The sequence below is a fragment of the Paenibacillus glucanolyticus NBRC 15330 genome (assembly GCF_004000885.1).
Taxonomy (GTDB): Bacteria; Bacillota; Bacilli; order Paenibacillales; family Paenibacillaceae; genus Paenibacillus_AQ; species Paenibacillus_AQ glucanolyticus.
Map to the genome: position 1 here is coordinate 348,664 of NZ_BIMC01000001.1, position 12,727 is coordinate 361,390.

The 12,727-nt window shown below is 49.7% G+C and carries 9 protein-coding genes; 1 reads left to right on the forward strand and 8 read right to left on the reverse strand.

Annotation, left to right across the window (positions count from 1 at the left end; translation table 11 throughout):
* Positions 1–76 precede the first annotated feature (76 nt).
* Positions 77–2,560 (forward strand): family 43 glycosylhydrolase, encoded by a 2,484-nt coding sequence (locus tag PGL02S_RS01545; RefSeq protein ID WP_235187297.1) that lies wholly within the window; start codon positions 77–79, stop codon positions 2,558–2,560.
* A gap of 15 nt (positions 2,561–2,575) precedes the next feature.
* Here PGL02S_RS01545 and PGL02S_RS01550 read toward each other — a convergent pair whose 3' ends face one another.
* The 8 genes from PGL02S_RS01550 to PGL02S_RS01585 form a co-directional block, all read right to left on the reverse strand.
* On the reverse strand, positions 2,576–2,824 hold the full coding sequence (locus PGL02S_RS01550; RefSeq protein WP_036637233.1) for a GntR family transcriptional regulator: 249 nt from the start codon (positions 2,822–2,824) through the stop codon (positions 2,576–2,578).
* Positions 2,825–2,920: 96 nt separating this feature from the next.
* A complete protein-coding gene (locus tag PGL02S_RS01555; protein ID WP_036637232.1) occupies positions 2,921–3,886 on the reverse strand; it encodes a glycoside hydrolase family 43 protein in 966 nt (321 codons plus the stop codon).
* A gap of 21 nt (positions 3,887–3,907) precedes the next feature.
* Complete coding sequence (locus PGL02S_RS01560) at positions 3,908–5,668, reverse strand: glycoside hydrolase family 2 protein (RefSeq protein ID WP_036637231.1); 1,761 nt, start codon at positions 5,666–5,668, stop codon at positions 3,908–3,910.
* A 61-nt stretch (positions 5,669–5,729) separates the two neighbouring features.
* Positions 5,730–8,177 (reverse strand): family 43 glycosylhydrolase, encoded by a 2,448-nt coding sequence (locus tag PGL02S_RS01565; RefSeq protein WP_051449091.1) that lies wholly within the window; start codon positions 8,175–8,177, stop codon positions 5,730–5,732.
* Between the two features lie 3 nt (positions 8,178–8,180).
* The gene (locus PGL02S_RS01570) at positions 8,181–9,020 is read right to left on the reverse strand and encodes a carbohydrate ABC transporter permease (RefSeq protein ID WP_006210908.1); all 840 of its coding nucleotides are present in this window, start codon (positions 9,018–9,020) and stop codon (positions 8,181–8,183) included.
* A 34-nt stretch (positions 9,021–9,054) separates the two neighbouring features.
* On the reverse strand, positions 9,055–9,948 hold the full coding sequence (locus PGL02S_RS01575; protein WP_036637426.1) for a carbohydrate ABC transporter permease: 894 nt from the start codon (positions 9,946–9,948) through the stop codon (positions 9,055–9,057).
* Positions 9,949–10,047: 99 nt separating this feature from the next.
* Positions 10,048–11,415 carry an ABC transporter substrate-binding protein gene (locus tag PGL02S_RS01580; RefSeq protein WP_036637230.1) on the reverse strand — a complete coding sequence of 456 codons (1,368 nt, stop codon included), beginning with the start codon at positions 11,413–11,415 and terminating at the stop codon, positions 10,048–10,050.
* A 289-nt stretch (positions 11,416–11,704) separates the two neighbouring features.
* On the reverse strand, positions 11,705–12,628 hold the full coding sequence (locus PGL02S_RS01585; RefSeq protein WP_036637229.1) for an ArsR/SmtB family transcription factor: 924 nt from the start codon (positions 12,626–12,628) through the stop codon (positions 11,705–11,707).
* Positions 12,629–12,727: the final 99 nt, after the last annotated feature.

Here is a 12,727-nt window from a genome sequence, read left to right on the forward strand (position 1 = left end):
CATACAGTCCATCGTTTGATTTCCGAGTTCTCAGCCATATATTCTTCTGATTGGAGCTGATCAAACATTGAAATTCGTGAAACTGCTGCTTGGGATGGCTGCACTCGCAACTGCGTTCCTGTTCCCGGTACAGGCTTTTGCCTACAGTAATCCATTTCATTTAACGGATTCCTGGCGTTGGAACAATAACGATTTCTACGGTGAGGGCGACCCTTACATCCTCAAATTCAACGGAACGTATTATCTGTATGTCAGTACGGTTGACCACCAGTCCGGCATCAAAGTGTGGTCTTCCCCCGATCTTGTCAATTGGGCCTACCGCGGTCTATGCGCAACAGATCCGATTACCAAAGCCGCTTATGCTCCTGAGGTATTCTATCATGTGGACGGAAATTTCTATATGTACACATCACCGGGAGGAGGAGGGCATTATGTGCTGAAAAGCGACAGTCCCCTCGGTCCGTTCGTTCCGGTTACTGGCAATGTGGGCATGGGGATTGACGGTTCTGTTTTCGTTGACGACAACGGACAGTGGACCTTTTATGCAACCGGGTCCAATCAGATCATGGCCTGGCCAATGAACAGCCCTACTTCCTTTGGTTCTGCGGTGTCGACCGGTCTCAGCATGAACGGCTGGACTGAGGGTCCTACCGTCCTTAAGCGCAATAACAAGTATTTCATGACCTATACCGGCAATCATGTATGGAGTACGGCATACCGGGTCGATTATGCTGTCAGCAACAACGCAACCCACGCATTCGCGCCCGCGTCCGGCCAGAATCCCGTTCTCCTTGAAACGGAAGGCCATCATGTCGGCCTTGGGCACAACTCCCTTGTGCGCGGACCTGATCTGGATTCGGACTATATGGTTTATCACAGCCATGCGCATGAAGGAAATTCGGTTTATCCGGGACGAAGGATGAATCTGGATCGAATCGTGTGGAACGGGGACCGAATGCTTGTGCTCGGACCGACGTCATCGGAGCAAACCAATCCGGAGCTGCCGTTGTTTGCAGATCGCTTTAACCGGACAACGATCGGAAACCAATGGATCAATGTTGGAGGAGGCACTTGGGGGATCTATAATCAGGAACTCATGTGGCAGGATACCATCGGCAATGCTTCTTGGTACCGTCAAGTAACGGCCAATGCTACGGAAGCCGATTATACGGCCGAGTTCCATACCAAACAGATGAAGCAAGGCTCTGGCAATACGCCTGTGTACGGCGTCGTATTTTCATATCAGGATGAATCCAACTACGGAACGGCCGTCCTGAACCGAAGCTTAAACCGGCTCGAAACCGACTTTGTCATTGGCGGCGTGAGTCAGGGATGGGAATATGCTTCCTTACCTTCGGGTTTCAATTATACGAAATGGCATCAAATCCGCGTGGAGAAAAAGGATTCCAGCTTCTCCATCTTTGTTGATGGCATGAAGAAGCAGACCCGGAACATCACCGGTCTGGCCGGAGGCAAGATCGGGTATGCCACGTCGAAAGTCCATGCCGATTTCGGCTATGCTGCCTTTAGCAACAAAGTTGGTGGCAGCAGTGCATGGAATGCCTATAAGCCCGTTGCCGGCACCATCGAAGCCGTTCATTACATGCAGGGCGGCGAAGGAACAGCATACCATGATCTCAGTCAAGGGAACACGGGCGGCGCTTACCGGAATGAACATGTTGATATTCGATCTTCGGCGTCTGAAGGGAAATATGTCATCGGCTGGAACCAGCCGGGCGAATGGCTCAAATATCGTGTCAACGTTGCGGAGACCGGGTATTATGATCTGAATCTGCGGGCAGCAACGACGTTCCCCAATGCGCAGTTCCGTCTCTGGAATGGAGCCGAAGATCTTACCGGGCCCGTTCCTGTCCCCAGCACGGGAGATTGGGAGAACTGGCGGTTAACCAGCGGCAAGCGTATATATTTGACTGCCGGCCATCATGAATTGCGGCTTGAAACGGTCAGCGGGGAATTCGATTTAAGCTCGCTCACCTTCTCGCGCGCGGACGCAGTCACCTCCATCAACGATGATTTCAATGACGGCAACGACAATGAATGGACTCGCTACGAGGGCGACTGGTCGGTTGTTAACGGAGAGTATGCAGGAACAGGGGCAGGCTCCTTTGGCAAAACGGTAATCGGCAGCAGCCTCTGGAGTGATTATTCGGTTGAGGCGGATATCAGGCGGCTGACATCAACGGGAGATGCGGGAATTGTTGTCCGTGTCAACAATCCGGCGAGCGGCAAGGCCTTTGTTAACAACCCGGATTATCTGCAGGGTTACTATGCTCATATCACTGCCCAGGGCGTGCATCTTGGCAAAATGAATTACGGTTACCAAGCGCTCGACTTTGCGGCCATGAGCCTGCCCGCCGATAGCTGGCATCATCTGAAGGTTGTCGTTAGCGGAACCCATATTAAAATTTATGTAAATCATGGTGTATCTCCTGTTATCGACTATACGGATACCAGCATGAATCCATTTACCCACGGCAAAGTCGGACTCCGTGTAATGAACAGCAATGCCCGTTTTGATAATGTTAAGGTAAATCCTTAAGGCTTAAGGGTAAGGTCATCCATCAAGCGAGAAATCCCAAAGCGGAGATACGCCTGCCACGAAGGTACCTTTTCCCTTTATGCGGGTAACTACGCCCTCCTCGGCCAGACCAGCGAGCGCATTCCTGGTCGTGATGACACTGACATGAAACCGCATGGCCAGTTCTTTCTCGGACGGGATGCGGTCGCCCGGACGCAGATTGCCCTGCTGGATCTGTTCTCTGATTTTATATTGTATTTGCTGGTATAAAGGAAGCTCCTTCACGATAGATCATCCTCTCCTCAACATACTTAAATGAACACATGAGATTTAAAACCCCGGCCAGGCTCCTATGCCTGGCCGGGATCATGTTTAGCTGTTTTACTCTCCGGAAGGCAGAGGAAGCAAGCTATGCTCAGATATTGGAAGCCCAAAATCGGGCAAGCCGTCCTCCTTCCAGCCGAAGCGTTGAATCCGCGTACTGCGTGGACCGCCAGCCGAACGCTGCTGCTCGGCTTCCGAGTAAGAATACGCATGGTAGACGATCCAATCTTCCGAACCGTCCGGTGAGACGGTGAAGCTGTTATGTCCGGGGGCGTACACGCCCTGAGCGGGATTCTTCGCAAACACTGGCCCTGCATGCTTGGTCCAGGCTGAAGCATCGAGCACATCATCCGTCTCCGAAATCGTAATCATCCCAAGACTATAATCATCGGACCAGGTCGCGCTTGCCGAGAATACGAGGAACAAGCGCCCATTCCGCTTCAAGAACACCGGTCCTTCGTTAATCGCCATCCCGCCTTGCTTCTCCCATGCTTCCGTAGGCGCCGATAGAAGCACATTCGGCCCCGTTAAGGTCCAGGGATTAACCATGCGGACCGCATAAATGGCCGAACCGTAGTCCGGGAAAAAACCGTATCCGGAATAGAAAAAATACAGCTCTCCCTTGTGCTGGAGCACGGTTCCATCCAATCCCGGATGCTCCGTGTTTATCACACCTCGAAATATCCACTCATCGTTCATCGGATCTTCGCCTATGAGCTCCAGCACGCATATTCTTCGCGTATCATCGCCGCCCCCATTGTTGGCCGTGTAATAGATGTACCATCGATCCTCAATGTAGTGAAGCTCCGGTGCCCATAAATGATAGGAATACGGCCCGTCCTGTTCAGGGGTCCATATCGTTGTCGGGTTTGCCGCAGCTAACCCGGTCATGGTATGGCTCCGCCAAAGGGCGATCCGGTCACCTAACGTCACCGTCAAATAATAATATCCATCCGTATGCTTGATGATCCAAGGGTCGGCACCATTAGGGAGTATCGGGTTCCTGAACGTTTGTTGAGTCAATTTATTTTCCTCCTTCCAAACTTAAGAAAGATTGATCTCGCGAATGATATCCAGCGGAAACTTCGGTTTGCGCTCCTCTGTCAATAAACCGTTCATCTCTTGCTGCACGTCCGTTAGCTGTGTGTAACAATATCCTACAATATATTCCGTATCCTTGATCGCTTGGTGAATGCTGCGGAACCTCGAGAGGAATTCCTCCTCTGAAGACTCCTGCTTGCCATAACCCCAGCCGGATTCCGATTGAAAGGCAATCCCCCCGAATTCGCTAACGATAATGGGCTGTCCTCCGTAATGGTATCCCTCTGCGTAAGCATACTTCCACTGGTTGAACGATCGTTCGTTATTCACGATCACATCTTTATTCGCATAACGCTTCTTGAATTGTTCCCCGGACTCGATATAATCGTGAAGTGTCAAAATATCGGACATGGTGTGCTCCCATCCGTCATTCGTGATCACCGGACGGTTCGGATCGAATGACTTCGTCAAGTGATAAATGGATTCGGTAAATTTCTGCTGCCTGCGGTCCTTGGCAATTTGCGCGATTCCCCACGATTCATTAAACGGAACCCAGGTAATAATGCTGGGGTGGTTATATTGCTGACGGACGATTTCCATCCATTCGTTGGTGAATTTCTGGATGGCATTGTCATTGAATTCAAAGGCAGCCGCCATCTCCGACCAGACAAGCAGCCCCTTTACATCACACCAGTACAAGAACCGGGCATCCTCCACTTTCATATGTTTGCGGACACCGTTATACCCCATTTCCAGAATTGCATCGATATCCTCAATGATGGCTTCCTCGGATGGCGGAGTGAGATGACTGTCAGACCAATAACCTTGGTCCAACACGAGTCTTTGATAGATCGGAACGTTATTAAGCAGGACTCTGCCCTTCTCAATCGATATCTTCCTCATGCCGAAATAGGAATAGACGTGGTCGAGCTTCTCCTCCCCTTGATGCAGTATAAATTCAACATCGTATAAATTCGGATGAGCCGGAGACCACAGGCAGTGCTTCCACGGACCGTTGGCTTCGTGAACCAGATCGACGTCCAATTGGAGCCACGGACGATCAATCGTCAAACTCACTTTCTTAACTTGCTTCCCTTTCAAGCTGATAATCGTCTCCAGTCTGGTCTCCTTCGTCGTGAAATCACCCTTCACCTGGTATTCGAAACGCACGGAGCGCGTATCCATATTCGGTGTTATTTTGACAGAATCGACATGGACCGGTTCTACAACTTCCAGCCAGACCGACTGCCAAATCCCGGTTGTCTGGACGTAAAAACACTCGAAATTATGCTCAACCCACCTCTGCTTGCCTCGTGGCTGGGTTGCATCCATGCTGTCCTCCGCTTTCACCGTTAATTGATTGGCAGCACCAAAGGATATGTACGGGGTAATATCAAATGAAAATGCCGAGTATCCCCCTTGATGACTGCCAACGTAGGTACCATTAATCCAGATTTTCGCCAAGTAGTCTACTCCTTGAAAATGCAGGACAACTCGCTTGCCCTCATCCTCCTGAGGGATATCAAGCGTTCGGTTATACCATATGAATGGATGGTGCTCCTCTCTGCCGATCCCGCTGGCCTTCGTCTCATAAGTAAAGGGCACCGTGATCTTCAATTCACCGCCAAAATCATCCTGCCACCGATCACGCTCACCTGTATTGTCATCGTCAAACCCGAAACTCCACTCCCCGTTCAGATTAACCCAATGTTCTCTCACGAATTGAGGTCGCGGATAATCTTTGCTATACATTTTTGTTGTCATGTTGTCTCCTGCTCCTTTGTCGCACGTTGGCTTGTGCTATGTTTATGTTGTCGGTATGCAGTTACTGCATTTCGATCGGTTCAACCGTTAGCGGCGAGAAGGTCCATCCCTTCGAGGAGGTACGCAGACCGACACGGCCGTTCAGGAAGGCGTTGGGGTCCAGCCAGCTCACAATCGGATCTTCACCGCCGTTGGCGTACACATGTATAGCGGCTCCTTCAAGTCTTACTTTAATCTCTGCTGGCTGATGTTCCTCCAGCTCAAGGAAGCCCGAAGCCATCTCCTCATTCACTTCATAACTGATCCGCTTTAAGATCACCCTTCCATTACGGAAAGACAGCTCATAACCCATGAAGGAGTCCCTGACCTGGTCCGGAAAATCCGATTCGTTGGATGTTCTTAACAACACGGACGCCTCCCCTGACGCTTCTTCAGTTGCGGTTAACTGAAAGCTCACTTCGTAATTGCTCCATCGCGGGTCCCCGCCGAACAACTTGCCCTCTTGGCCTTCCGACAGAAGCTCGGCCTGACCGTTTGCAAGGTTCCAGCTGCCGTATACGTCGGTGAATTCGACGTCATGACGTGGCGCTACTGGGGAAATTAAGCTGGACTCGATATAACGTATCGAGACATCTCCCTTTTTCCTCGTTAACGATAGCCATTGAGGCCCCTTACGCAGTTGAACCGACCCCAGGGGAATCTTCGTCCATTCGGATTCTTCGGAGAACCATGAAGGATCCAGCAGGATTTCCTTTCGTTCTCCCCCGGCATCCAGGACAAGCCTTGCACCGGCCGAAGCGTTCGATACCATCGCAGATAACAGATAACTGCCGTCTTCTTTTACATATACCGGAAACGTTAGTCCCTTGTGATCTTGAAGCACGGTTACCGCATAACTTCCGTCCGGTGTTTCCTTGTCACTGATTGCGTATTCGTTACGCTCAACTGAATCTTGGACACCATGTATGGCCTCCATCGTACCAGGCACCTGCTTCAGCACATCTTGGTCGCTGCTGCCGTTCGCTTCGTTTGAAAAGGCGGTATATCGCAGTTCCGGCTTCAGCGCTGGTGACCAGCTATATCCGATCCGTCCTGCCGTACCCTTCATTTCCTTATCGCTCAGCAGAAGGATCCCATCCCAATAAACTCGGGTTCCATGGTCCCCTGATTCGATGCGCAGCGCGTGATGCTTGGTCATATCCATTCCGTTAGGGAGACTGACGGATTGAGTTATGACTTCTTGTCCCCCAGCTCTTTCAAACATTGACATGGACATATCCTTGCCATCCACGCGAATGCCTCGGTAATGATCTCCATCCTCATAGGAAAACAAAGCCTCGAAATCCGCATCTTCCGAACCGGCAGGGACGTTCCCATCCGTGAGCACAGCATTGAACTCTGCCGTAAACCTGTTGTCCGTGCTTAGGCTGCTGATCCATGCTGCTGATCCATTTACAAGCTTCTGATGTTCCCAGCGCTCGCCTTGCGGCTCCGCTCCTCCGAGCACATCATGAAAGACCGGAAGTGCTGGTGCTTGCACCGGTATCCCATGCGTAGGTCCTGCAAGCGACATTTTGTCCCCATTAAAAATCAATCGGTCCATGTTCAACATCCGTACCGGCGGGCCTTCCGCCGAACGCCCCGCAAGATTGTGGTACACAATGTAGTAGGAATCCATGTCAGGTCCTAATACGGTTGCGCTATGCCCCAGCCCGTTAAACTCATCGTTAGTCGAGATGATGATGGGGTTATTCTCCGGAATTGAGTAGATTCCGTTAGGCGAATCATGGGCAACCGCATAATTGACGCGGTATCCGCGGCTGAACACATGATTGCCTGTATACGTCATGTAATACCGGTCTTGACGCTTGATGATCATGGAGCCTTCCGTCCAGTGGCCTAAAGACGTATTCAGTTTAGAGCCAACGTCAATGGAATACGGGTCCTTCATGGTGCTTGCCATGATGCCGCCTGATGCGGCATAAGTGAAATACCACTTGGCATCATCGTCTATGAACACCGAACCATCGATATTCAGTCCCAAATTATCGGTTTCTATTTGGAATGGACCCGTCGGATTGTCGCTTCGCAGAACATAATGTCCTTTGCCCCCAGGCGAGGTGTACATGTAGAATGATCCGTTCCAGTAGACTACCTCCGGCGCATAAGCCCCCTCGGTAAGCGGCTCTTCCGTAACAAGTCCTTCGTATTGCCAGCTCACAAGATCCTCGGAGCTCCATGCCTTAATGCCGACACGCCAGTCCTTTGTACTGCAATATAGATAATATCTTCCATTAAAACGCAGTACATAAGGGTCACCTATTCCATAATCCTCCCATTCCTGATCCAGCTTCATCGGGTTCAGATAGGTATGTTCCATTGTTATCTCCCCTCCGTATGCCTGCTTACCCTTGGTCGCATCCTGTATGACTGCAAGCGTAACGGCCACAGCCGCAACCGATGCCAACGAAATCCCTAACAGCCTCCACGGTTTCCGAAATCGTGTCATCGGTTATCCCTTAATGCCCGTAATGGCCAAGGATTCAATGAAGTAGCGCTGAGCCATGAAGAATACAATAACGACTGGCAGCAATGCCACGATGGAGGCAGCCATGAGCGACGGATAATTGGAGGTCGAGATGTAATTGGACTGCATACTTGCGATTAACACCTGAATAGTCTGCCTTTCCGGTGTGTGCAGATAAATCAAGGGGCCCATAAAATCGTTCCATATCCCCATAAATCCAAGGGCGGCCTGTGCAGCAATCGCCGGTTTCACGATGGGAAGCGCGACGGTCGTAAATGTCCGGAAATATCCGCAGCCATCTATTTTCGCCGCATCGATGAGGTCCGTCGGAATAGAGCCTTGCATAAATTGACGAAAGAAGAAGATCGTCACAATATTCCCGAAGAGACCAGGCACGATGAGCGGAAGCAGCGTATCCACCCACCCAAGCTCAGAGAAACCGATATATTGGGGGATCATGACCACGGAATATGGAATCATCATCGTGCCAAGCAGGGCCATGAAGATCCCTTCTTTGAAGGGAAAATCAAACTTGGAAAAGGCATAAGCTGCCATGGCTGCCACAAACAGACCTATTGTCAGTACCGTCACCACCACGATGGCACTGTTCATAAAACCATACAGGAGCGGGGCTTTGGCCCAGACATCCTTGTAATTCAGCCATGTCAGCGGATCGGGAATCCACTGCGGCGGTATATCAAAAACATGCTGCTGGCTCTTCAATGACGTTGACAACGTCCAGACTAGCGGTCCAAGCATGATGAAAGACCCCGCAAGCAGCAGGATATAGATCATCGAATGGATCAAACGGCGTTGTTTAACCATAATATCTAATTCCTCCTATATAAATGGCATGCGTCTATTCTTGGTAAACCCACCGCTTGGAGAAGCGGAACTGGAACAGCGTGATGATAAAAATGAGAATACCCAGCACCCATGCCACCGCGCTTGCGTAACCCATATTGAAATATTTAAAGGCTTCCTGGAAGATGTAATACACGATGGTCGCTCCGCTGTATTCAGGCCCTCCATCTGCTGCCAGAATGTACATCTGGCTGAAGGATTGGAAGGTGCCTATGATGCCCATCACAACGACATAGAAGTGAATCGGCGACAGCAGCGGAAGCGTAATATGCTTGAATTGGTGCCAGCGCGAAGCCCCATCAACCTGAGCCGCTTCATAATAACTTGAGGGTATCCCTTGCAATCCTGCAAGATACAGCACCATAGTGCCGCCAACGCCGCCCCATAAACCCATCAGGATGAATGACGGTTTTACCCAATTCGGGTCTCCGAGCCAGTTCGGACCCTGCACCCCGAATACATTCCAGATAAACTCATTGATAATGCCGTAATCGTAATTAAGAAGCCACTGCCAGAGTAATGAAACGGCAATAATAGGGGATATCACCGGAATGTAATAAATGGTACGAAAGAATGAAATACCCTTTAGCGGCCGATTCATCATGATCGCCAGGATCAGAGCTATGATCATGCCGAGCGGAATACCGAGCAGCAGATAGAACGTGTTATAAAGCGACTTGTAGAATTTCTCGTCCGCAAACATGTACTGAAAATTGTCCGTACCCGTGAACTTGGCGGGCGTGAACATATCCCATGACATGAAGCTTAATCCAAACGATGTCAGAAGCGGTGCCAAACCGAATATCAAGAAACCCAATATCGGCGGTGTGACAAACAGCAGTGACCATATGATTTCTTTGCGCCGATATCCCGGGGTTGTATTCTTCATCAATTTTTCCTCCCTGGCTGCAGCGGGAAAAAGCAAAGACGCTGCAAGCCGGGTTCCCCCGTCGTCTTCGCCTCTCCACCGCAGCATGTGCTGCCCTGCCTACTTATTGCTTTCGTCGTAAAGCTTCTGCAGCTTCGGCTGCTCCTCTTTGACAAATTCAGCTGCGGATTTCTTGCCTGTCCACACTTGACTGGCATCCTGCCAGAACGTATCCAGCCATTTGGTGTTTTTGGAGGTAACTTCAACTGGCGGACGTCCATAATCTTCAATGATATCGAGGAATACCTGACGAGTCTGCGGGGCCTTCTCCATGTCCAGGAATTCGCCCTTTGCCATATCCATCAAATTCGGAACCGCCTGACCCAGCATGTAATTTTCTTTTTGCGATTCCGGATCCAGGCTCAAGTACGCTGCCAGGGCAAATGAATCTTCAGGATACTCCGTTTTCTTTGATACAACGAATCCAAGCGAACCCAGCCACGTTGCGGTTTTGCCCGTATTTGGACTTGCCGGCCATGCGGCGATGTCCCACTCAAACGGCAGATCCCAGAAACCAGGCTGATCCCACGGACCCATTGGGAACATCGCCACTTTACCGGCAACGAAGCGAGCATAGGCGTTCTGGGCCTTCTCATCGTCCGGTGACGGACTGACTTTATGTACCAGGCTCAAATCGGCTACAAATTGCATCGCTTCTGCGAATTCAGGCGTATCAATTGTAATCTTGCCGGTAGCGGGATCGAGCCAGTCGGCTCCATTGGCCCACACCGCGGATTCGGTGGAGTAGCCCGCAACACCGAACGTATCGATCTTTCCGCGCTCATTCACAACGGTGATGGCTTTTGCATCTGCGACCATGTCATCCCATGTGTATTCGCCAGCCTTGGCGCTAGGGTATGGAAGGCCCGCTTTATCAAACAACGCTTTATTGTAAGCAAATGCCCACGGACCTACGTCTTTAGGCAATCCGAACAAATCTCCGGAACCCACATTGCTTCCATCGTAACGATAACGATCGAGTCCCTGCTTCCACACGTTGTCGGGGTTCACGTCGCTGTTGGAGTTGAGCTGGGATTCCAGATTTAACAGAACATCACTGGAGACCAGCTTATTGAAGTGGGCTCCTCCGGCATAAAAAACATCCGGTGTCTTGTTCGCCGCAATCAATGTATCCAGCTTCTGATAATATTCCGCAGGCGGAACGACAGTATATTTCACTTTCTTGTTCGGATTCTTTTTCATATAGGAGTCAATCAGCTTCTGGAATACGGCTTTCTCGGTATCGCCCCCCCATCCCATGAATTCAATCTGGGATTTTGCGTTTTCACTCGGTTCTCCCGTCCCACCATCCGATTTCGGGTCCTCCGGTGCAGCGGTATTATTGCTGGAACCACAACCTGATAGTACAAGCATGAAACTTAACACCATTGTCAATGAAAGCTGAACCCACTTTCCTTTCCAAACCATAATGGATGCTTCCCCCTTCGATTGATTTGCTGATAAACAAACAACTGCTCAAAACAGCGCTTCCATGAGTACATCTGGAGCCATGAACTTGTTTTCTCTGCCCATGATCCAAATTCTTCAATACTCATTCGTTTGTTTTATTACAATTAATTTGTTTATAAACAGAATAATATATGGTCATTAAATGTTTTGTCAACGCTTTCTTTCGAAATTATTGTTTTATTCAATAAAAAAAGTTTCAGAATGTTTTGTATTACAAAACATCTGAAACCTTAACATTTAATATGGATCAATCATACTGCAGCTTCATCACAATGCCCTGCGCGTAATCGCCAAATCCTTTTCCGAACAAATTGATACCGCCCTGATGCTTCGCATCGGGCTTGATCCCGATCCGAAACGTTATAAACGGCTTGTCCTCCAGATGAAGATCCCGAAGGGTAACATCCGAGCATTTCTCTTTATCCACCATGCTTCGGTTCAGATCGGTAGACCAGGTTTTCAGCAGACCGTGCTGTGTGCTGTTGTCATACCACCATGAAGGATTAAGCTTGCCGCGGTAATCGCCGAAATCTCCTGGCGAAATCCATGACCCCACCTCTATGTCGTTAATCCACACCGTAATTTCCGATGGCCAATCATTATTGAAGTTTGGCGCCTCGGAGCATATCTCGAGGGAGAATTCCAGTGACTGGATCTGTGCTCCTGCTGGAAGCTTTCGGGGAAACCGATATTCGATCCAGCCTTTACGGAACCATATGATCTCTGCGGTTCTGCTCTCTGGAAGATAGAAATTAACCGGATCGTCCTCTTGAAAAACCATCCCTGTCGCATTGGCCATTCCACAGGTAGGAACGATATCAAAATTAATGAAATGACCAATGGGCATTTCGATTTCCTCAACCTTGCTTGTATTTTGGTCATAGGCCTTGGGGTTCAAAATCATGCGTACATCGTCAAAATTTCGGCTGCACACCTTCATGGCCCCTCTTGTCGCAGGCTGAAGCTCTGTGACGATTAATTCGGCTTCTTCCAATACTTTGACGTTGTTTGCCGCTGTCGATACGGGAATATCAAGCTGTTCCGCGATTTCCAAGATATTAAGATTAGCTTTGGCCAGCAGCAGCTTAATAATGCCTATTCTGGTCTGCGTGCTGAGTGCATGAGCCACTTTTACCAATCGGTCAGAATCATTAATGGACAGTTCCAGCAATGTACAGTCACCTTCTCGTCATATTTCTTTATCTTACAATAATATAAACAACATCATGCGTATTTGTCCAGTTTTTTTGTAATAAAACAATGATACCAT

Excerpts from the sequence above, each read along its gene's own strand:
- PGL02S_RS01560 (WP_036637231.1), bottom strand. The coding sequence starts at position 5,668 with ATGACAACAAAAATGTATAGCAAAGATTATCCGCGACCTCAATTCGTG.
- PGL02S_RS01580 (WP_036637230.1), bottom strand. The coding sequence starts at position 11,415 with ATGGTTTGGAAAGGAAAGTGGGTTCAGCTTTCATTGACAATGGTGTTA.
- PGL02S_RS01570 (WP_006210908.1), bottom strand. The coding sequence starts at position 9,020 with ATGGTTAAACAACGCCGTTTGATCCATTCGATGATCTATATCCTGCTG.
- PGL02S_RS01565 (WP_051449091.1), bottom strand. The coding sequence starts at position 8,177 with ATGACACGATTTCGGAAACCGTGGAGGCTGTTAGGGATTTCGTTGGCA.
- PGL02S_RS01575 (WP_036637426.1), bottom strand. The coding sequence starts at position 9,948 with ATGAAGAATACAACCCCGGGATATCGGCGCAAAGAAATCATATGGTCA.